We start from the raw sequence: 22,161 nt of genomic DNA, 5'->3' as shown, positions 1-22,161 counted from the left end.
CGGCTAACATAATTAATTAAGAGTTATTATTTCCTTTCGATTAGTGAGATTTGGAAGCCAGCGTTTATTTTAAAATATTTGAAGACGAATAAATCCACAAAAAATAAATCTATATGAATACCCAAAAGCGTAGCTTAATCTTTGTTTTGTTGCTGATGTTTGTTTCCGGCCTGGCTTCGGCGCAAACTAAATCTAACGGCCACTATTACAAAGAAATGAAGTCGTTACAGGCGGCTATTGAAAAGAATTTTCATGACTCAAAATCGGGCAACTACTTTGTAGAACTCGACCCGGCCAAACGCGAAAATAAAAACGGATATCTGCGCGAATACACTTATCTGTGGTCGTACTGCGCCCTGTATCAGGCTGCCAACGAAATTGAAAAGCTGGAGCCAAAAGCTAATCTGATGGCACCAATACTGAAACTGATGTATGAGTACTATAGTCCGGCACCGCCGAAGCCGGGCTTTACCGATTACATTATGAAACTGAAACCAGGCGAGCGTTATTATGACGATAACGAGTGGATAGGCATTACTGCTTTAGATGCTTACAGCCGCACCAAAAAGAAAGCCGACCTTGCATTGGGCAAAGCCATGTATGATTTCATCATGACCGGCCACGACCAGGTGCTGGGTGGTGGTATCTATTGGAAAGAAGGCGATCTGAGTTCAAAGAACACTTGCTCAAATGGCCCCGGTGCATTGGTGGCCCTGCAAATGTATGAAGCCACCAAGAACAAGGCGTATTTAGATACCGCAATTAAAATTATTGAATGGACGGACGCCAAACTGCAAACGCCTGAAAAATTATATTGGGATAACATCCGCACTAAAAATGGCAGCGTAAATAAGGGCATCCTGTCATACAACACAGGCACTCCGCTTGAAGCTTATGTTTATCTGTATGAGATCACCAAAGACAAAAAATATTTAGATGAAGCCAATACTATAGCCGATGCATCTTTGAACTTCTTCTACGGTGCTGAGAAATTCCGTGACGATTATTGGTTCAATGCGGTATTATTGAGGGGCTATCAGCATTTGCTGAAATTCAATAAAGACACCAAATACATCATGGGCTTTAAAAAAGCGCTGGACTATACTCTTTTGCACGAAAAAAATGAACAGGGCTTATTTGTCGGCCATAACGGTGTACGTAACCTGGTTGATCAGGGTGGTTTGCTGGAGATACTGGCACGCTATGCCTGGCTTGAGAAACAGTATGATTTGAGGGGGTAAATAAATTTAATATTTTGTCGATTTCGAAACGGAACAACCAAGTAATCGCACGCTGCAAGGTTCATGATTGCCACGAATTAAAAATGTCAAACTAAAGCCATCGAATAAGAGCGCAAATGTTGAATGCCGACTATGCTGCTCTTGTCCTTCGATGGCTTAATAAACCTAAACCAAAAAGATGAAAAAGATTCTAGCCGTCGTCTTATTATTAGTTTGTTCAGGCGCCTTTGCGCAAACCGGCGCGGTTATGACGCGTAAAACCATGACGGGAGCCGAGTATGCCGAATTTATGAAAAGGGTTCCTAAGATTACGGATACAAAAATTTACGACAGAGAAGGAAATATAGTTGATTCTGCCAAAGCGCGAGAATTGGTAAAAACCTTCGATTACCAAATAAATCAAACCATACCAAGCGGACAAACAGAATACAAGCATGTCCTGATGAAAGTAGATCATGCAATGGAAGCAAGAATGGATGCAAGTAGTAGATTGATGTTTCGCCCGTCAAGCCCTAAGCTTTGGGATGGTGTAATACTTGACCTGACCCCGTTGGCTAAACATACAGATATAAGCAAATTGGATGGTAAGGCAGTTGTGTTGTTATTTAGGAACAGGAACTATGGTTATATGTATAAGGGAATTAATGATGCCATTGCTAATTTTATTGATGGCAATAAATTTGAGGTTTTTGCAATTACCAATCTTGATTATGCCTCGGCCAAAGCCGCACAAAAAGCTGCTCCGATTTTAAATGCACGCTATGTCGTTGATGCGCAGGACCTAATAGATTTCTACGAAACAGGGGGAGATGCATTAATTGTAGTAACTAATGCGAAACATGAAATAACTTATGCCGCAAAGGGTGGGCCGGCAATGGTACCAAGAACGCTAAATAAACTGCTTAAAGAGTTATAGGCCTCGGTAACGATTGCATAAATATTTAGCTAACCGTAAGGTAATTATACAGTTTAAAGTGCTAATATCGCATTATGCAAGTTATCTGCATAAACCATTATATCCTTTAATATGAAAAAACTTTATAATTGCCTTGCGGTTATTTTTCTGCTGTTGGTTTCACTTACTAATGTATCTGCTGCCGACGCGCCTGTTTATAACGTCAAAAAGTATGGCGCCAAAGGCGATGGCAAACACCTGGACACCAAAGCTATAGACAAAGCTATCACCGAAGCCAACGCCGCCGGTGGCGGCACCGTTTATTTCCCTGCCGGGGATTATCTATCAGTTACCATCCACCTCAAAAGCAATATTAGTTTATATATTGATCAGGGGGCTAGCATTGTAGCCGCTACTCCCGGTGATGATGCTAAATACGACCTGCCTGAAAAGGGAGAAAACGAAGTATATCAAGACTATGGACACAGTCATTTCCATAATAGTTTGATTGTGGGCGAGAATTTACATGATATTTCAATTATGGGTCCGGGCCGCATTTGGGGTAAAGGTTTAGTGAAAGACGATAACAAGAAACCACAGGATGGTCTTGGCAATAAAACCGTTAGCTTAAAACTTTGCCGCAATGTGATCTTTAAGGATTTTACCATTGCTCATGGTGGCTGGTTCTGTTTTCTGCTGACGGCGGTTGATAATACCACTATAGACAATATAAAAATGGATACCAACCGCGATGGTATCGATCTGATCTCGAGCAAAAATGTGCATATATCTAACTGTACCGTTAACTCACCCGGCGATGATGGTATCGTTTTGAAATGCGATTACTCGCTAAACTATCCGCGCGCTTTGGAGAATGTAACGATTAACAATTGCAACGTATCGGGCTATAAAGAAGGTACTTTGCTGGATGGTACTTTTGTAAAGGATGGCAGGTCGCCAACGGGGCGTATTAAGTTAGGCACAGAGTCGAATGGTGGTTTTAAAAATATCACCATATCAAACTGTACTTTCGATTACTGCCGTGGACTTTGCCTGGAAACCGTGGATGGTGCTGCGTTAGAAGATATCACCATTACCAACATTACCATGCGCGATATTACGAATACGCCAATATTCGTTCGCCTTGGCGCGCGTCAACGCGCACCTGAGGGTTTTCAGTATAGCACGCTGCGCAGAGTGATTATCAGCAATGTGGTGGCTTACAACGTCGCTGCCAAACAGGCTGCATTGATAAGTGGTATACCAGGGCATGATATTGAGGATTTGACGCTGAGCAACATCCGCATTTATTTTAAAGGCGGAGGTACTAAAGAACAAATAGTTACCAAAGTGCCCGACCTGATTAAAAGCTACCCTGAGCCCGATCAATTTGGTGCTACGCCGTCATACGGTTTTTTTATCCGTAACGTAAAGGACTTAAAAATGAGCGATGTCGAAGTAAATTTCCTCAAAGATGACCAGCGCCCGGCCTTTGCTTTGGACAATGTCGACGGTGCCGATTTTGAGCATGTGCGTGCACAAAAAGTTGATGGTGCATCAACCTTTATGCTGAACACAGTGAAGAATTTTAAGGTATTCAACAGTGGTTTAGTGCCTGATACTAAGATATCAAACGTAGCCAGTAAGATGCTATAGATTTAGAGCGGGCTCAAATGAAACTCAGTATCCAATATGCGGGTCTCAAATTCGGTGATCGGATACTTGCTTTCGATTAATTTCAGTAGCATTTCAACAGCTATCTGACCCATTTCGAACGATTTTTGTTTGACATAGGATAGCGAAGGGTATAGCAAGTCTACTACGTCTGAATTGGCGAAACCGGCTATGGCTATTTCTTTGGGATTGAAATTAAGGCTTTTTAAAGCCCGCACACATGATATGCTGATCCGGTCACTGCTGATGAAGATAGCATCGGGTTTTTCGGGCATATGAAGCAAATCTTTTACCGCATCTTCAACCTCCTGGTAATCATTGCCGCCCTTATTACAATTACGGATTAACTCAGATCTGAATGGAATATGATTGTCGACCAAAGCTTTCATATAACCTGATAGCCGCTCATTGGTAATAGATAAATGCGGCGAGTTGGAAAGCAGGGCGATCTTATGTTTCCCGGCTTTAATCAGCGACTCAACCGCGTTATAAGCGCCTTTGAAATTATCTGATGTCACTTTAAAAGTATCGATCTCATCAATAATACGGTCAAAGAAAACGATCGGCAGGCCATCATCGTGCAAGGTTTTCAGGAAATTAAAGTCTGAAGTCTCTGCCGACACGGAGATGAGCAAACCATCAACCGACCGCTGTGCAAGGTGATGCACGTTGGCCCGCTCGCGCTCGGTCGAATCATGAGTTTGGGTAATAATGGTATGATAACCCCGCTCATAAGCAATGGATTCTATACCTGCAATCGCCTGCGAAAAAAAGCTATTGGCCAGTTTAGGCACCACAATGCCTATAGAGTAGCTACGCTTGTTTTTCAGGCTCAGCGCTATTGGGTTTGATTTGTAATTTACCTTTTCGGCATAGGCCACCACCAGTTTTTTGGTTTCCTCGCTTATTTCGTAGCCATCGCGCAGTGCACGTGACACCGTCGAAGGGGACAGGTGGAGTGCCAGGGCGATATCTTTTATGGTGGCAGGTTTGTACATTTTATTTAGCGAATACAATAATACGGCTAATTAAAATGAGAGCCATAAAAAATTGAAATCGGTAACGTTTGTATAAAATTTTAGTTATCAATTGGCATGATGTTACACATAATCAACTTAAACATGCCAAAATTGTGTAATATTTTAATGATAAAATATCATTTTTAACAGCTGAATGTGCTTTCTTTGCTATAACCAATTAAAAACCAACCATACTTAATTATGTCAAAAAACAAATACCTGTTCCCATTGATCCTGGTGACCTCGTTATTTTTTCTTTGGGCGTTTTTGCACAACATTAACTCCATTCTTATTCCGCACTTAAAAAAGGCATGCCAGTTAAGCGATACCCAGTCGTCTTTTATTGACTCGGCGGTTTATCTAGGCTATTTTTTAGTAGCTATACCGGCCGGTTTATTTGTTCATAAATACAGCTATAAGAAGGGCATCATTTTGGGGCTTGCGCTGTTCGGAGCAGGGGCATTGTTGTTTATTCCTGCAGCAAACGCACAAAGTTATACGTTCTTCCTGGTGGCGCTGTTTATCATAGCCAGCGGGGCCACATTTTTAGAAACGGTGGCCAATCCCTATGTTTCGGTTTTGGGAGACAAAAAGACGTCGGCACAGCGATTAAATTTTGCACAATCATTTAACGGTCTGGGAGCATGCGTCGCACCTATCATAGGTGGCCGTGTAATACTTTCTGGCATTGAACACACGCCCGATGAATTAAAACATATGTCGGTGGCACAGCTTTCCGCTTATCTGCAGTCAGAAGCCGACACGGTAAAATTGCCATATTTAGTTATCGGGATAGCTGTATTGATCCTGATATTACTTTTTGTATTCACCCGCATTCCTGATGTTAAAGAGGATGACAGTGCTGTTGAAAGCCATGCGCCGGGTACCGATTTTTCGGTAGCGGTATTAAAACACAAGCATTTGTCATGGGCAGTAGTAGCGCAATTTTTTTATGTTGGTGCACAGGTTGGCGTGGCCAGCTTTTTTATTCGTTACGCTAAATTTGTAGCCGATATAGCCGAAAAAGACGCCGCGTTTTTATGGGGTATGATAGCTATGGGAGGTTTTATGGTGGGCCGCTTTGCGGGTACCTTCTTTATGAAATTTATTGATCCAGCTAAACTGCTGAGCATATACTCGGCTATCAGCGTATTACTATTAGCCATCGGTTTAACAACGCATGGTACCGTGGCGTTATACGCAGTAATGGCGGTGCCATTTTTTATGTCCATCATGTTTCCCACTATATTTGCTTTGGGTATAAAAGGTTTGGGCGAAGAAACCAAGATTGCTTCATCATTCCTGGTAATGTCTATTATAGGCGGCGGTGTGGCGCCGTTATTTATGGGTTTGATATCAGACAAAACCGGTAGCATACAGATGGCTTATATCGTACCGTTGATCTGCTTCGCCATAGTATTGTATTATGGTATCAAGGGACATAAAGTAGTTAAAGCATAATATGGCCAGATATTGTTTAGCGCTTGATTTGAAGGATGACCCGCAACTGATTGCTGAGTACGAGAAATACCACGAGTCGATTTGGCCCGAAATACGGGAAAGCATTGTTACCGGAGGTATTACCGGTATGGAGATTTACCGCTGCTTTAATCGTCTGTTCATGATCATGGAGACCGATGCAAGTTTCAGTTTCGCGAAGAAAGGTGCTATGGACGCAGCTAATCCGAAAGTGCAGGAGTGGGAAGAGTTGATGTGGAAATACCAGCAGGCCCTGCCGGGCGCGAAGGCCGGCGAGAAGTGGGTATTGATGAATAAAATCTTCAATCTATAGAAATACAAATGTTTAGTTTAAAAGAAAAGTCAGCAGTAATAACGGGGGGAGGAAGCGGCATAGGGCGAGCCATATCTGTACTGTTTGCTGAAGCGGGAGCCACGGTACATATCATGGAGCTAAATGCCGATGCAGCAGCCGAGACAGTTAATGAGATTACCCAGGCGGGCGGCAAGGCCCTGGCTTACAGCTGCAATGTGAGCAATCAGCAGCAGGTATTGGATATTTATAACAAAATAGGTGTAATCGATATCCTCGTAAACAATGCCGGAATCGCCCATATCGGCGAAGCTACTACAACCAGCGAGGCCGATTTTGACCGCATAGTGAGCGTGAACATTAAGGGCGTTTATAATTCGCTTTTTGCGGCTATTCCACTGATGAAAAACAAAGGCAAAGGTGTTATTTTAAATATGGCATCAATAGCAGCTACCGTAGGTATAACCAGCCGTTTTGCCTATTCAATGAGTAAGGGCGCCGTGTATACAATGACACTATCTGTAGCGCGCGATTACCTGAATGACAACATCCGTTGCAATAGTATTTCACCGGCAAGAGTTCACACTCCTTTTGTGGACGGTTTTATCGCCAAAAATTATGCAGGCAAGGAGCAAGAAATATTCGAAAAATTATCCAAAAGTCAGCCAATAGGCCGCATGGGCAAGCCTGAAGAAGTTGCCGCATTGGCGCTATACCTGTGCAGCGACGAAGCAGGCTTTGTTACCGGTTGCGATTATCTGCTGGATGGTGGGTTTGTGAAATTGAATAATTAACAGGCCCCACCCAACCCTCCCCGGTAGGGAGGGCTTTAAAGAATTATTAATAAATAGCACAATAAAACAAAAGTCTCCTCTACCGGGGGAGATCTAGAGGGGCTGAAGCTTTATGAAACTAATACGATACGGCGCACAGGGTAAAGAGAAAACCGGTGTCATTATAAACAATGCTAAATTCGATACCTCAGCCTTCGGCGAGGATTATAACGAAGCTTTCTTTGAAAACGATGGATTAAACAGGCTTAAAAAGTTCCTGGCGGACAATGAAGGTAAATTACCCAAAGTTGCTGACAGCGAACGCTTAGGCAGCCCGGTGGCCAGACCATCAAAGATCCTTTGCATCGGTTTAAACTATGCCGACCACGCCAGGGAGACCAACGCTCAGGTACCTGCCGAGCCAGTTTTATTTATGAAATCGACTACCGCACTGGCTGGCCCGAATGATGATGTGGTCATCCCGCGCGATTCCGTGAAGACGGATTGGGAAGTTGAATTAGCAGTAGTGATCGGCAAAAAAGCGAGTTATGTAGAGGAGCCGGAAGCATTGAATTACGTTGCCGGATATGCTTTGCATAACGATGTTTCTGAACGCGAGTTTCAGATTGAACGTGGCGGCACCTGGGATAAAGGTAAGGGCTGCGATACCTTTGCACCGGTTGGTCCGTTTATGGCTACGCCGGATGAATTGGGTGATATCAATAACCTGCGCTTATGGCTAAAGGTTAACGGCGAGACCATGCAAAATGGCAATACCTCAAACTTCATCTTCAATGTGCCGTTTGTGATTGCTTATGTAAGTAAGTTCATGACCCTTTTACCTGGTGATATTATATCTACCGGAACGCCGGCTGGTGTGGGTCTGGGCTTTAATCCACCGGTATACCTGAAAGCCGGCGATGTAATGGAGTTGGGTATCGACGGCCTGGGTGAGTCGAGACAAGAAGTGAAAGCTTATGCAAAGAATTGATTCGCATCAACATTTTTGGAATTACGACCCGGTAGCTTACGCCTGGATCAACGACGATATGGAGATCATCCGTCAGGATTTCCTCCCGCATGATCTGGAGCCGATACTGCAAGAGTACGGCTTTCATGGCTGTATATCTGTGCAAGCCGACCAGTCGGAAACAGAGAACCATTTCTTGCTGGAGCAAGCCGTCAATAACGATTTTATAAAAGGTGTGGTTGGCTGGGTTGATTTTAAAGCCGAAAATATTGAGGAGCGATTGAATTACTATAAGCAGTTCGACAAAATGAAGGGCTTTCGCCACATTTTACAAGGAGAATCCGACCGTGCTTATATGCTTCAGGGCGATTTTAAACGGGGCATCGGCAAACTGAAACAGTTTGGCTATACCTATGATATTCTGATCTATACGGATCAGATTGCGTTTGCTAATGAGTTTGCCGCTGCGTTCCCTGATCAGCCTTTTGTGATCGATCATCTGGCGAAGCCGCAAATAAAACAACACGAAATAAACCAATGGGCTAAGGACATGAAAGCCGTAGCCAAAAATGAAAACGTAAACTGTAAATTATCTGGCATGGTAACTGAGGCCGACTGGAAAAACTGGAAACCCGAAGACTTTATGCCTTATATGGACATAGTTTTTGAAGCTTTTGGTGCCGACCGGGTAATGTATGGCTCTGACTGGCCGGTGTGTCGTGTAGCGGCGACTTACGGTGAGATGCTGGCAATACCAGAGGCTTATGTTTCTAAACTTTCTGCTGATGAACGGGATAAGTTTTGGGGTGGGAACGCGGTTAAGTTTTACGGGTTGTAAACCTATACTATCCTCTGTCATTTTCGAGCGATAGCAGAAATCTATACACGAGTTTCTTAACAGTGTACAGATCTCTCCCGTTGGTCAAGATTACAGATGTTGTTTATTGAGAGAAGAATCAATTATAAAAATCTAATATGGATCTGCAGTTAAAAAATAAAGTGGTAATAGTAACCGGCGGTGCAAAGGGCATTGGCGAGGGCATTGTGAACGTGCTGGCAAATGAGGGAGCCATCCCGGTGATAATTGGCCGCAAAGAGGCGGATAACTTGAAAGTGGTTGAAAGCCTTAAGGCACGGGGCGTTGAGAGTTTCCAGGTACAGGCAGAGTTAACCGATCCGGCGGAATGCGAAAAAGCGGTAAACGCCGTTATTGCCAAATTCGGACGCATTGAAGGACTGATAAACAATGCCGGTGTGAATGACGGTGTAGGCCTTGAAAAGGGCAATTATGACGACTTTGTACGCAGCTTACATCGCAACGTTACACATTACTACCTTATGGCTAAATTCGCGCTGCCTGAGTTGAAAAAATCAAAAGGCAACATTGTAAACATCGGCTCAAAAGTAGCAGAAACCGGCCAGGGAAACACCTCTGCGTATGCTGCCGCAAATGGCGGACGTAACGCTCTTACCCGCGAATGGGCCGTTGAATTATTACCGTATGGTATCCGCGTTAACGCAGTGATCGTAGCCGAGTGCTGGACGCCGCTTTATGAAGCTTACATCGCTACCATGGAAGACCCTGAGGCTAAATTAAAAGATATTGTGAAAAATATTCCGCTTGGTCACCGGATGACTACTGCTGAGGAAATTGCCAATATGGTGATTTTCCTTTTGTCAGAAGCATCAAGCCACACTACTGGTCAACTTATACATGTTGATGGTGGTTATACGCATCTGGATAGGGTGATTGAGTAGCTCCATAATTTGTTATTCTGCGTTTTAAAATCCGCAACCTCTGGAGGTGAAATGACATATTTTTATTCGATGTCATTCATTTAGATTAGCTTCAACAATAATAATCGATACTATTTTGTTGAAGCTAATCTAAAGGATATGACAAACTTCATGTCTAAACAGGTGTCACCCTAAGGCACTCGAACGGGGAGCGTTGGGATTACAAAGCGTTCATTTGGCCTTTGCCCTTATGTTTAACATAAAACCCGTTTAATAATTCCGATGTTTGAAGTTCTTAACTTCTAACCACTATGTAATGAGCCTGCAGCTCACCCCCACTTTGATATACGCCCAATCAATGATAGATTTGCAAATAACCAATTAGCAAACCTATGTTCAAATTCTTCGCCTGGTGCTTTGCACTATTAGTTACTTTTTTAAACACCGCAAATTCGCAGCCCAAACGCAATCAAGCAAATATTGACGTATGTGTTTACGGCGGAACCTCTGCCGGGGTAATAGCGGCTTATGCGGCGGCTAGGTTGGGCAAGAACGTAATACTCATTGAGCCGGGCAACCGCCTGGGCGGCCTTTCGAGCGGTGGGCTGGGTTTTACCGATATCGGCAATAAATACGTAGTAACCGGCCTCGCGCGTGATTTTTACCGCCGTGTAGGGCAGCACTATGGTAAATTTGAACAATGGACCTTTGAGCCAAAAGTCGCCGAATCGATTTTCCTGGACTATGTAAGGCGTGGTAATTTTAAGGTGATATATGAAAGCCGCCTGCACAAAGTCAATAAATCTGACAACCATATTGTCGGTATTGATTTAGAAAATTCATTGCATCCATCCGCCCAAATACAAACTATTAAGGCCAAACAATTTATTGATTGCAGTTATGAGGGCGATCTGATGGCGAAGGCCGGTGTTAGCTATACCACGGGCCGCGAGGCCAACTCAGTTTATAAGGAGACAGTGGATGGCGTACAACTGAAGGATCAGCATCAATTTCCCAATGGCGTCGATCCATATAAAATTTCGGGTAAGCCAGAAAGCGGTTTGCTTTGGGGTATCAGTGACGAAAAGCTGGCGCCAATTGGGAGCGGCGACAAAAAGATACAGGCTTATAATTTCAGATTGTGCCTGACTAATGATCCGGCGAATATGATAGAAATTACCCGTCCGCCTGGGTATGATTCAACGCATTATGAATTATTACTCCGATATCTGCAGGCTAAACCACCCAGAGACTGGAGCGCGTTCCTGAAACCCGATATGATGCCTAACCACAAGACAGACATTAACAATAATGGTCCGTTTAGTACAGATATGATAGGCATGAACTATGCTTACCCCGATGGCGATTATGCCACTCGTGCGGCTATCATCAAAGCGCATGAAGATTATACCAAAGGTTTTTTATACTTTATTGGCCATGATTCGCGAATGCCGGCTAAGCTACAGGCTCAAATGTTAAAGTGGGGTTATCCAAAAGATGAGTACCTCCGCTCCAGTCACTTTACCCCACAACTTTATGTCCGCGAAGCGCGGCGAATGCTGGGTGCTTATGTGATGACGGAGGCTAATTGCCTGCGCAAAGAGGTGGTCGACGACAAAATTGGCATGGGCGCCTACAATATGGACTCGCACAACGCCGAGCGACTGGTTGTGAACGGCATGGTTAAGAATGAAGGTGATGTGCAGCTGCGCGGTATTAACCCATACCCGATAGCGTATCGCTCTATCACTCCAAAAAATAATCAGTGTGGTAATTTGTTGGTGCCGGTGTGTTTGTCGGCCAGCCACATGGCCTATGGTTCCATTCGTATGGAGCCGGTGTTTATGGTGCTGGCTCAGTCGGCAGCCGTGGCGGCTTGCCAGGCCATTGATAAGAAAGTAGACGTGCAGCAAATAGATGTCAGGCAATTGCAATCAACACTGATTGACAACCCATTGGTGGACGGCAGTACACCGGAGATTTTAGTTGATAATGATGATACAGAAAATGTTGTTAAAACCGGGCAATGGAAACGTGAGACGGTGGGTGGCTACGGACCGTCTTTTTTCACCGATACCGCTAAAAGCACCGCCGCCGAGATCAAATTTATCCCGCAAATAAAAAAAACAGGCAATTATCATATTTATGTGTATTGTCCAAAAGTAGGGCATAGTACAAGCACTACCCAAGTGGAGATATCCGACGGACGAAACGTCGTCAATAAAACTATCGATAAAAATCAGGTTCAGGTAGTAGGTCAGACTTCTGGCGAATGGGTGTCGATGGGCAGCCAGCAATTTAATGTCGGCAAAAATGCTTATGTGGCTATATCCAATAAAAATGCAAATGGAGTGGTTGTTGCCGATGCGGTATTGTTGGTACCTGAAAGTCAATAATAATCACAGATCAGACTGGCAGATTTATTGTTATTAAAGTGATATGGACGATCTACAACGATTTATTAATGCACAGGAGCATGATTATGCTAATGCACTGGCCGAAATAAAGAGCGGCCGTAAACGCAACCATTGGATGTGGTATATATTTCCGCAGATACAGGGATTGGGCTTTAGTGAGATGTCAAAACGTTATGCTATAAAGAACCTTGATGAGGCCGAGGCGTATATTAAACATCCGTTGCTGGGGCAGCGCTTAATTGAGATTTGTACCGCTTTGCTTGATTTGAAAAGTAACAATGCTTATGAGGTATTAGGCACGCCGGATGACATGAAGCTGCGGTCGTCTATGACCTTGTTTGCTTCATTGCCTGATGCTTATCCGGTTTTTAAATCGGTGCTCGACAAATTTTTTGATGGTAAGATGGATAATGCTACTTTAAATTTATTGGGCGAGATTTAAAAAGTAGCAATAATTGGCCATATAAAAACCGGGAACGTACCACCATCCCCGGTTAAATGATTTAGAGTAAATGAAATTTACTCTAAATCGATACGAATTTAAGGTAATCAAAAGTAACTTGTATAGACGACTATATAAATGTTACAAGGCCGGCAATTGATACAACGGCAGGAGAGGCAACTATGCAGGGCTTCCTGGCGTATATTTTAAATTGCGTATTATAACCAATTACTGAAATCATATTACTATGAAAAAAACAATTATCTGCCTGGCTGTTCTGCTGTCACTTGGCGTTTTTACCGTAACCGCGCAGGACCTGACTATCCCTCAACCAAGTACCCCGCAAACTATTATACAGGGCTTTGGCCTGGGGCAGGTCACTTTAACCTATTCGCGCCCCAGTGTTAAGGGCCGTAAGATTTTTGGTTACATGGAACCTTACGGAAAAGTTTGGCGCACCGGGGCCAATTGGGCAACAACCATTAAATTTACTGATGATGTTACCATGGAGGGTAAATCTGTGGCAGCCGGCGAGTATGGCTTGTTTAGCATCCCCGGCCAAAAGGAATGGATTTTCATCCTCAATAAAACCTCTAAACAGTGGGGAGCCTATACCTATAAAGAAAGCGACGATGTGATACGTTTTACAGTGCCGGTTAAAACCACATCTGCCTTAACAGAAACCTTGACTTTTGATTTTGCAAACGCTACTCCAACCGACTGTTTTTTACAGTTAAACTGGGAGCATGTGCAAACCGGCCTGCATTTAAAAATTGATGTGGATACTAAAGTAATGGCCAATATAGACCGCGCTATGCAAAGCGATAAAAAGCCATACTATTCTGCGGCCATCTATTATTATAATAACAACAAAGATTTGAAAAAAGCGCTTGAATGGATGGAAGTACAGGACAAGGCGCAACCCAATTCTGATAATATTAAATATTGGATAGCACGTATCAAATTAAAAATGGGCGATAAAAAAGGTGCTATAGCCACAGCTACCGAGGGCCTGAATCTGGCTACAAAAGCCAATGATGTTGAATATGCCCGCATGAACAAGGAAGTACTTGCTGACGCAGCAAAATAATTAGTTTAGTTAGTTTTTAGTTATGCCACTCCCGGTACCGAGGGGCTTTTAAAAACATGTCAAGGGCTCTTCTTCGAAGAAAATTTTATTAAGGGTGTTTCACTTAGGTGTTTCAACTAATTCGGCTAAAAAAGCCGAAAAAATCATAAATAGCTTATTTGTAATTATTTACGTGGTGTTTCCTAAAGGATTGGTACTGTTTCAAAGTGTTTCACCTTCTTTTGTTAAGTATTTTATAATCAAATAGTTAGATGATAATACTGTTTCAAAGTGTTTCACTTGAAAAGTGAAACACTTTGAATGAAATTAATTTACAAATTCGGCAGTAAATAATATAATAGCAACAAGCTGCCCGCAATAACGCCTACAGTTAACACCAGCAACAAGCGCGATTTAGGGTAAAAGGCATGATTTAAGAGCTGTTTCTCGACACGTTGATAACGCAGATAACCAATCAGCGCTGTTAAAGCCCCGATAGCTACCAGGCACATACCAATAACGCCCGAGAAACCCCTTGCCGGTATGACAGTATGCCCCGCAACTGCCAGCGAAAGCTGCCTCACAAAAAGTGAGAACTTAACCACCACAAAGCCAAAGCCCATTAACGCGATGGCAGTTCTGATCCACGCCAGGAAAGTGCGCTCATTAGCCAGATGGTCACTGGCGCCAATTTTAATTTTAGGCCCTTGCTCCAAAGTTTAGTCCTTTTTCTCTTTTTGCTCTTTGGCAAAGTGCGCACGCGCTTGCTTAAGTCCGGTGGCAATGGCCTCTCCTTCGTTTCCGGTGGTTTTCAAAACTTCGTTGGCTATCTCAGTAGCCTTTTCACGAATGTGTTTAGGCTGGTTTTTATAGGATGGCGGATAATCGCCGTTATACCATGGCATAATACTGTTCCTTTCATTTTAATTCATTAACAATATTGGGGCCATAGGGTTTTATTGTAATATTATCTAAACAATGCTCTTAAGCCGCCTGTTATCTGACATATAGGGGGCATGAATTATGAGCAAGCAGGTAAGTGACTTTATAGTGCAACGCTTAGGCGAGTGGGGCATCAAACGTGTGTTTGGTTATCCCGGCGACGGCATTAACGGCGTAATGGGGGCTTTAGACCGGGCTAAAGAAGAAATGGAGTTTATACAAGTAGCGCACGAGGAAATAGCCGCATTTATGGCTTGTGCGCATGCTAAATTCACGGGCGAAGTAGGTGTCTGTATTGCAACTTCCGGGCCAGGCGCTATTCACTTACTCAATGGATTGTATGATGCCAAGCTCGATCATCAGCCGGTGGTGGCCATAGTTGGCCAGCAAGCCAGTACTTCGATGGGAAGTAACTATCAGCAGGAAGTTGATCTGCTTTCGCTTTTCAAAGACGTGGCGGGCGAGTATGTACAGATGCTTACCGACCCTGCACAGGCTCGTCAACTGGTTGACCGAGCTGTGCGGATTGCTAAAGCACAACGTACAGTAACCTGTATTATCCTGCCCAATAATTTACAGGAGATGGATGCCGTGGAAGCGCCGCCAAAAAAACACGGTAGCGTTTTTACCGGTGTAGGCCATGCCGTGGAAACCCCCGTACCGCCAACAACTGAATTACAAAAAGCTGCCGATGTACTTAATTCAGGGAAAAAGGTGGCCATACTCATCGGTGCCGGCGCTATTGGTGCATCTGAAGAAGTGCAGCAGATAACAGAATTGCTGGGAGCGGGTGTTGCCAAAGCGCTGCTGGGCCGTGCTGCATTGCCAGATGATCTACCTTACGTTACCGGCGCCATAGGTCTGTTGGGCACCAAACCCAGTTGGGATTTGATGACCGAATGTGATACACTGTTAATGATTGGCAGCAGTTTTCCTTATTCAGAGTTTCTACCCGATGAGGGACAGGCGCGCGGTGTACAAATAGATATCGATAGCCGTATGCTGAGCTTGCGGTACCCAATGGAGGTAAACCTGGCAGGTGATAGTAAAGCGACATTGAAAGCATTAATTCCACTGATAAAAAGGAAAACAGACCGATCATGGCAGGACAAGATAAAAGCTAGTGTTGCAGAATGGTGGAACATTGTCGGGGAAAAATCAATGAAAGAAGCCAACCCGATCAATCCGCAACGGGTTTTTTGGGAATTGTCACCTAAACTCCCGGATAACTGTATTATTACTGCCGATTCCGGCTCATCTGCCAGTTGGTTTGCAAGGAACATTAAGATTCGTGAAGGTATGAAAGCTTCATTGTCAGGTACACTGGCAACAATGTGTCCGGCCATACCTTATTCGGTTGCGGCTAAGTTTGCCTATCCCGATAGGATACCCATTGCTTTGATTGGCGACGGAGCCATGCAGATGCTGGGTATTAACAGCATGATCACCATCGCCAAATTTTGGAAAACCTGGGCCGACCCCCGGATGGTGATCGTGGTACTTAACAATGGTGATCTGAACATGGTAACCTGGGAGCAACGTGTCACTTCTGGTAACCCTGAATTTGTGGGTTCGCAGGAATTACTGGATTTTCCTTATGCAGGTTATGCAGAAATGTTAGGTCTTAAAGGTATCAAAGTGGATCGCCCTGATGCAATTGAAGCCGCCCTTGATGCAGCTTTTTCTGCAGACCGCCCCGCTTTGGTAGAAGTAGTTGTTGATCCAAACGTACCTAACATTCCGCCGCATATTAGTTTCGAGCAAATGGTGAAATTTAGCAAAGCCATGCTAAAAGGCGACCCTCATGAACTGGGTGTAATTACCCAAACGTTTAAGGATGTTTTCGCCTGATAGTATTGATTTGACGTCAACCAGAAAACTGGCGTCATAAGCTGCTTTAACCAGGTTTACTTTTTTTTAATAGCGCTAATCTCGCCATTGCGTTCAATGTAGATATGGTCAATCTGATCTAAATCCTCAGTTGTTGTCTGGCGGCGGATACCCTGCATAACGTCTTCGCGGCAAATTTGGACGCGTTTCATGTTATCCTCTAAAAACGTGCCGTCCTGGTAAATTAATATTTTATTTCCCTCAATAAAACTACTAAAAGACGGATATCGTGCTATAAACCAAGCCAGGGCACGATGTATACCTACCACAATAAAACATGTAACCATGACGGGTAAAAACGGAGATGCACCCACAACAGCCCTACTTAAAACCGCACCCAAAAGTATTGAAATAATATTATCCACCGGTGTGCGTAATCCGAATGACCTGCGGCCCGAAACGCGGATCATGATCAGCGCCAGCAAAAAAATAACTACACCGCGACTACTCATCTGTAAAACACTCAGATTGGTGCCGCTACCAAAAATTTCATCAGCCGGAAACGTCATATGAAGCAATTGTTATTAGATTGTTAATTGGCATTATAACAATTTGCCATTGTATTTGTGTGCTGATGACAGGCTGCGTATCAAATTTTATTAACGACAAAACCCAACCAGATGGTTGGGTTTTGTCGTAATGATTTAGTATTAGGATTAGAACTTGTAAGCGATGGACAAGCGGTAACTGCGTGGTGCATCTGCCTGCCAGTAGTAAGCATTCAGGAAACTGTAATAAGACCCGCTATAAGTGTATTTATCAAGTATATTGAAAGCATTAACAGTTATGCGCATTTTACTGCCTTCCCAAAATAAACCGCCATCCATTTTGAAGTAATCAGGCAATCTTTCAAGGCCCACGCTCCAGGTGTCGGTTTGACGTCCCGCAAGATAAGTTCCGCCTAATGAAACGCCGGCACCTTTCAGTTCGCCGCTAAGTACTTTATAACTTAACCAGGCATTGGCAACGTGTTTAGAATAACCGGGCACCACATCACCTACGTTAATGGTATTGCCGGGAGATGAAGCAAGATCAGGATTTACCTTACTTACTTTTGAATCTGTAAAAGCATAATTAGCAGTTACATCAAGGCCTGGTAACAGTTCTCCACGCAGATCAAACTCCAATCCTTGAGATCGTTTTTGACCAAACACGATGCTGGTGTTTGAACCTGGGGCAGCATTCGGATCGGCAGTTAGCTCATTATTTCTTAATATTTGATACACAGACAAAGTGGTATTCCATTTACCATCGGCCCAGTCTTTTTTGATACCGAACTCGGTATTGTTACCTGTTAAGGGCTGTAAAGTACCGACGCTTACTTTACCTGCTTGTGGTAAAAACGTTTCATCATGCAGGCCATAAACCGATGTCTGGTCGTCTATTGAGGCACTTACACCTACACGCGGCGTAAAATGCTTAGCCGACTCGGGAGTGTTAAAGTCTGACATTTGTATCGAAGTATAACGGCCTGCCAGTGTTAACCGGATTTTATTATTCAGGAAACCGAGCTCATCCTGCACGTATAAACTTGAATAACGCGAGTTAATCAAACCAAATCCGGCAGCCGCGCGGGCCTCTAAGTTTAAGGTACGGTTAAATGTAGGGTAGCCGTTTGACGGATTATTTAAAGTAGGTATGCCAGACTCATATGGGTTAAAAGGAATTGCTTTGGTGTCCAACGATTTGGTTTGAGCATAATCGGCAACATACTTTTTGTCGGCCATGTCTATCCCGCCTAAAATTTTGTGTACAACTTTGCCGGTAGTTACCCTGCCATTCAAAAAGATCTGAGCTAACGACATGCTGCTTTCTGCCTCCCAAATGCCGGCGTTACGTACATATCTGCCATCAGCAAATACAGTGTCGGCCCACATTGAGGTACCTAATTGTGAATAGTTGTAGCGGGCTGCCTGCGCTGTTAATTTCCAGTTATCAGACAATTGATGCTGCAGGTTTATGGTAAAGCTATGGTCGTTGATAATGGTTGGAGGTAAGCCTGCCGGAGCTTGGGTAAAATCGCGGGGCAATACGCCGTACCCTTTAGGGCTAAATACGTAATATGAACCTACATCTGACATATGCGCACGTTGATAAATATACTCTGCGGTTAATTTGGTCTTATCATCAATTTGATATGAAATTACCGGTGCAATGGCATAACGGTCATTAAATTCATTAGGACGGAATGAGTCTTTATTTTGCGCAGCCAGGTTTAAACGATATAGAAGCTTTCCGTCTTTACTCAATTTACCATCAAGATCAAGTGTCGCACGGTTAAGGTTAAAGCTTCCTACGGTGTAGCTAAACTCACCTTTAGTTTCACCTGTAGGCTTTTTAGTTACTACATTATACAAACCGCTTGGGTCTCCGTTTGACAGCATAAAACCTGCAGGACCTTTCACAAATTCAATGTGGTCGACAAAGCTCATATCTTCAGTAAGTGGTCCCCAGTAAGAACTTACTACATTAAAACCATTGCGAAAAGCCTGGATTTGCGAACCGCGCATAGTAATATTAGTATACAGATCTCCCCAGTGTTCTAAACGTACGGCTCCGCTCACGTTACGGATAAGGCCATCGCTCATGCTGATGATCTGTTGTTCTTTAAGCGATTGAGCTGTTACCACCTGTATATTTTGCGGTACCTGCAACAACGGTTCCTGTAAGCGCAGCGATTGCGACGGATTATCCATTTTAACACTGTTGTTACGGGCGTTTACTAACACCTCACGCAATTGCGAAGTGCTGAGGTCTAACATAAAGTTGATAGCGGTGGTTTCGCCGGCTACTACTGTCACCTGTTTTTCCTGGGATACGATGTTAATTGCTGTTACACAAACGGTATAAGTACCCGGGTTAATGCGGCCAAGGTGATAATGTCCTTTGTCGGTAGTCGACGTACCATAAGAGGTACCCTTAAGTGCTACAGTAACATAAGCAACAGGACTACCATCAGTTGAGGTTACAACACCGCTCACGCTGCCGTGCTGTTGCGCATAGACAGCGGGAATGCAAATAAGTGTGAAAAGAATAAGTATAAGGTTTTTCATTTTAATTTTTAATTAGATTAATTCTAAACAAGCGCAAAGAAACATTAAAAACCTTATCGTACCAAATAATTTTGTGCAATTTTTTATAATTTATTTTATGATTGGATATCAATAATTTAGAGGATTCATAGCTTAATGATGTCTTTTCATCGCTATTTATCAATAATACTGTTGTAGCTTTAAAAACTCATTTATATCAGTATAAGATGTTCGAGACGCCAGAACAATTAAGCAGCTTGCTTGGAAAATTGAAAGCTAAATCGCTTTTATTTAAAGATGTTATCGAGTTTATTGAAGTTCGCTACCAGCATCAGCCAACTGCTTTCAAAAATGGCGACGCCATTAACGAATCGACACAAAACCAAGGTAGTGCCAGAGTCTTTGCTTTTGCACAGCTAAATAACTTGAGTGCAGCAGATACACTTCTTCTGTTTGCAGAACATTACCAATCGGTATTAGATAATCCCGGCGGAACAGATCACCAGAATATCAGACAATTTATGGCCCACGGCTGGTCAGGGATAGCTTTTGAAAAACAAGCCCTTATAGCAAAATAGCATATTTATGCTTGCGATCGTCACTCCGTTCCACAGAATGTGTTGCCTTTTTGGTGCGTATTGTTCTAATTAGCTATACCGAGCCAAATCGATATCGGCGCATGCAGAATAATAACTGCATCGGTCTGACCCTTGGGCTGTTTAATCTCCTTTATACATAGTTTTTCTGGTATACTTCCGTTAGTTGTAATAAAAGTTTATTTAAAAGTGAACTTACTGACCCTAGTCTGCGTAAAAGTGGACAACGATGATGATAGTGTTTAATTTGAAGCACGTGCCCATGTTGTCCTCGGATTCAATCATGTACCTGTAATTAATTTAATCGCCCCAAAAGACGATGAAGTTTTTTGTGACTATAGTTTTTACACAGTTGTCGGTAACAGAATTCCGGTATCTATTTTCTTGAATTTTTGAGGGTTTGATATGGGAAAATTTTTACGTGTTGTCGTTATAGTCTTACTGTTTGTTCTTCCGGCGAAGACATTTGCTACCGTTACTTTGACCGGAAGCTTATCTGCTTTTAGTACCACTTATGGGACGGCATCTGCATCCCAATCTTTTACGGTTTCGGCAAGTGGTGTAACAAATTCGACTTTTGTCGTTATAGCCCCGACTGGTTATGAAGTGAGTTTGGATAATTCAAACTTTAATGGTTTTCTGTCGATACCTGTTGTATCAGGAGCAGTGCCTACTACAACGGTTTATATTAGATTAGCAAAGACTGCAGATGCCGGCACCTATGCTGGGAGCGTGTTCGCTGCCGAAATATTTATAATCTTTCCTGTACAGTCTGCTACAATGAATATGCCGTCCGGTACAGTTAATCCTTATCCAATAACCATCAAAGCCAACGATGTCCACAAAACTTACGGTCAGACGTTAAGTGGCTCAGCCGGTTCGACAGCTTACACGATCACCTCAGGTACCTTACAAAACTCGGAAACCATGGGCAGCGTAACGATTGCTTATGGCGCAGGAGCAGCAGCCACAGCCGCAGCGGGGACATACACAGGTAGCGTGACACCAAGCGCAGCCACCGGCGGTACGTTTGATCCCAATAATTACGCAATTACCTACGCAACAGGCAACCTGATTGTAGATAAAGCAGCAATAACCATTACAGCCAATACTGTCCACAAAACCTATGGACAAACGCTCACTGGCGCAGCAGGCTCGACAGCTTATGCGATCACCAGCGGCTCACTAAAGAATTCAGAAACCATAGGCAGCATCACCATCGCATATGGCGCAGGAGCAGCGGCGACAGCAACAGCAGGGACCTACACCGGCAGCATCACGCCAAGCGCGGCCACGGGCGGAACGTTTAGTGCGAGTAATTATACCATTAGCTACGCAACCGGAGACCTGATCATAGACAAGGCAGCCATTACCATTACGGCCAATACTGTTCATAAAACCTACGGACAAACGCTGACTGGCGCAGCAGGCTCGACAGCCTACACCATCACCTCAGGTACCTTGCAAAACTCGGAAACGATAGGCAGCATCACGATTGCTTATGGCGCAGGAGCAGCTGCCACAGCAACAGCAGGGACCTACACCGGCAGCATCACGCCAAGCGCTGCCACGGGCGGAACGTTTAATGCCAGTAATTATACGATTAGCTACGCAACCGGAGACCTGATCATAGACAAAGCAGCAATTACCATTACGGCCAATACTGTCCATAAAACTTACGGCCAGGCGTTAA

Annotated in this window: 20 protein-coding genes; 15 read left to right on the top strand and 5 right to left on the bottom strand. The window is 43.7% G+C overall.

What is annotated here, in order from left to right; translation table 11 throughout:
• Window positions 1-113 precede the first annotated feature (113 nt).
• From ABD772_RS16365 to ABD772_RS16355, 3 genes are all read left to right on the top strand, one after another.
• Entirely contained in the window at window positions 114-1,241 is a 1,128-nt protein-coding gene (locus tag ABD772_RS16365; protein WP_345106913.1) for a glycoside hydrolase family 76 protein, read from the top strand.
• A gap of 178 nt (window positions 1,242-1,419) precedes the next feature.
• The gene (locus tag ABD772_RS16360; protein ID WP_345106911.1) at window positions 1,420-2,157 is read left to right on the top strand and encodes a hypothetical protein; all 738 of its coding nucleotides are present in this window, start codon (window positions 1,420-1,422) and stop codon (window positions 2,155-2,157) included.
• A gap of 111 nt (window positions 2,158-2,268) precedes the next feature.
• Complete coding sequence (locus ABD772_RS16355; protein ID WP_345106909.1) at window positions 2,269-3,792, top strand: rhamnogalacturonidase; 1,524 nt, start codon at window positions 2,269-2,271, stop codon at window positions 3,790-3,792.
• Between the two features lie 2 nt (window positions 3,793-3,794).
• Here ABD772_RS16355 and ABD772_RS16350 read toward each other — a convergent pair whose 3' ends face one another.
• Window positions 3,795-4,808 (bottom strand): LacI family DNA-binding transcriptional regulator, encoded by a 1,014-nt coding sequence (locus ABD772_RS16350; protein ID WP_345106906.1) that lies wholly within the window; start codon window positions 4,806-4,808, stop codon window positions 3,795-3,797.
• Between the two features lie 222 nt (window positions 4,809-5,030).
• On the opposite strand from ABD772_RS16350, the gene fucP reads away from it, so the two are divergent.
• The 9 genes from fucP to ABD772_RS16305 all read left to right on the top strand — a co-directional run bounded on the left by fucP (window position 5,031) and on the right by ABD772_RS16305 (window position 14,029).
• Complete coding sequence (fucP, locus tag ABD772_RS16345; protein ID WP_345106903.1) at window positions 5,031-6,290, top strand: L-fucose:H+ symporter permease; 1,260 nt, start codon at window positions 5,031-5,033, stop codon at window positions 6,288-6,290.
• A gap of 1 nt (window position 6,291) precedes the next feature.
• Window positions 6,292-6,621, top strand: coding sequence for an L-rhamnose mutarotase (locus ABD772_RS16340; RefSeq protein ID WP_345106899.1), 330 nt, complete (start codon window positions 6,292-6,294; stop codon window positions 6,619-6,621).
• 8 nt (window positions 6,622-6,629) lie between these two features.
• Entirely contained in the window at window positions 6,630-7,394 is a 765-nt protein-coding gene (locus tag ABD772_RS16335; protein ID WP_345106896.1) for an SDR family NAD(P)-dependent oxidoreductase, read from the top strand.
• 112 nt (window positions 7,395-7,506) lie between these two features.
• The gene (locus ABD772_RS16330) at window positions 7,507-8,364 is read left to right on the top strand and encodes a fumarylacetoacetate hydrolase family protein (RefSeq protein ID WP_345106893.1); all 858 of its coding nucleotides are present in this window, start codon (window positions 7,507-7,509) and stop codon (window positions 8,362-8,364) included.
• Window positions 8,351-9,181, top strand: coding sequence for an amidohydrolase family protein (locus ABD772_RS16325; protein WP_345106890.1), 831 nt, complete (start codon window positions 8,351-8,353; stop codon window positions 9,179-9,181). Before ABD772_RS16330 ends, ABD772_RS16325 begins: the two co-directional genes overlap by 14 nt.
• A 137-nt stretch (window positions 9,182-9,318) precedes the next feature.
• On the top strand, window positions 9,319-10,101 hold the full coding sequence (locus ABD772_RS16320; RefSeq protein ID WP_345106887.1) for an SDR family oxidoreductase: 783 nt from the start codon (window positions 9,319-9,321) through the stop codon (window positions 10,099-10,101).
• 371 nt (window positions 10,102-10,472) lie between these two features.
• A complete protein-coding gene (locus ABD772_RS16315) occupies window positions 10,473-12,476 on the top strand; it encodes an FAD-dependent oxidoreductase (RefSeq protein WP_345106884.1) in 2,004 nt (667 codons plus the stop codon).
• A 43-nt stretch (window positions 12,477-12,519) separates the two neighbouring features.
• Complete coding sequence (locus ABD772_RS16310) at window positions 12,520-12,939, top strand: DUF1810 domain-containing protein (RefSeq protein WP_345106880.1); 420 nt, start codon at window positions 12,520-12,522, stop codon at window positions 12,937-12,939.
• Window positions 12,940-13,186: 247 nt separating this feature from the next.
• Window positions 13,187-14,029 carry a DUF2911 domain-containing protein gene (locus tag ABD772_RS16305; RefSeq protein ID WP_345106877.1) on the top strand — a complete coding sequence of 281 codons (843 nt, stop codon included), beginning with the start codon at window positions 13,187-13,189 and terminating at the stop codon, window positions 14,027-14,029.
• A gap of 311 nt (window positions 14,030-14,340) precedes the next feature.
• On the opposite strand, the gene ABD772_RS16300 is transcribed toward ABD772_RS16305, so the two are convergent.
• Both ABD772_RS16300 and ABD772_RS16295 read right to left on the bottom strand, forming a co-directional pair.
• Window positions 14,341-14,724: a YidH family protein gene (locus ABD772_RS16300; RefSeq protein WP_345106875.1), complete on the bottom strand. Its 384-nt coding sequence runs from the start codon at window positions 14,722-14,724 to the stop codon at window positions 14,341-14,343.
• A gap of 3 nt (window positions 14,725-14,727) precedes the next feature.
• Window positions 14,728-14,913 carry a DUF2188 domain-containing protein gene (locus ABD772_RS16295; RefSeq protein WP_345106872.1) on the bottom strand — a complete coding sequence of 62 codons (186 nt, stop codon included), beginning with the start codon at window positions 14,911-14,913 and terminating at the stop codon, window positions 14,728-14,730.
• Between the two features lie 118 nt (window positions 14,914-15,031).
• Here ABD772_RS16295 and ABD772_RS16290 point away from each other — a divergent pair, with 118 nt between their 5' ends.
• Window positions 15,032-16,801: a thiamine pyrophosphate-requiring protein gene (locus tag ABD772_RS16290; protein WP_345106869.1), complete on the top strand. Its 1,770-nt coding sequence runs from the start codon at window positions 15,032-15,034 to the stop codon at window positions 16,799-16,801.
• Between the two features lie 56 nt (window positions 16,802-16,857).
• Here ABD772_RS16290 and ABD772_RS16285 read toward each other — a convergent pair whose 3' ends face one another.
• Together ABD772_RS16285 and ABD772_RS16280 are read right to left on the bottom strand one after the other, a co-directional pair.
• Complete coding sequence (locus tag ABD772_RS16285; RefSeq protein WP_345106866.1) at window positions 16,858-17,349, bottom strand: DUF421 domain-containing protein; 492 nt, start codon at window positions 17,347-17,349, stop codon at window positions 16,858-16,860.
• A 147-nt stretch (window positions 17,350-17,496) separates the two neighbouring features.
• Window positions 17,497-19,893 (bottom strand): TonB-dependent siderophore receptor, encoded by a 2,397-nt coding sequence (locus ABD772_RS16280; RefSeq protein WP_345106863.1) that lies wholly within the window; start codon window positions 19,891-19,893, stop codon window positions 17,497-17,499.
• Window positions 19,894-20,099: 206 nt separating this feature from the next.
• On the opposite strand from ABD772_RS16280, the gene ABD772_RS16275 reads away from it, so the two are divergent.
• Together ABD772_RS16275 and ABD772_RS16270 are read left to right on the top strand one after the other, a co-directional pair.
• Window positions 20,100-20,450: a HopJ type III effector protein gene (locus tag ABD772_RS16275; RefSeq protein WP_345106861.1), complete on the top strand. Its 351-nt coding sequence runs from the start codon at window positions 20,100-20,102 to the stop codon at window positions 20,448-20,450.
• A 423-nt stretch (window positions 20,451-20,873) separates the two neighbouring features.
• A partial coding sequence (locus ABD772_RS16270; protein ID WP_345106858.1) for an MBG domain-containing protein occupies window positions 20,874-22,161 on the top strand: 1,288 nt, incomplete at its 3' end.

The organism is Mucilaginibacter panaciglaebae (genome assembly GCF_039539265.1).
GTDB classification, from domain to species: Bacteria; Bacteroidota; Bacteroidia; order Sphingobacteriales; family Sphingobacteriaceae; genus Mucilaginibacter; species Mucilaginibacter panaciglaebae.
This window is presented reverse-complemented; position numbering and strand designations above follow the sequence as displayed.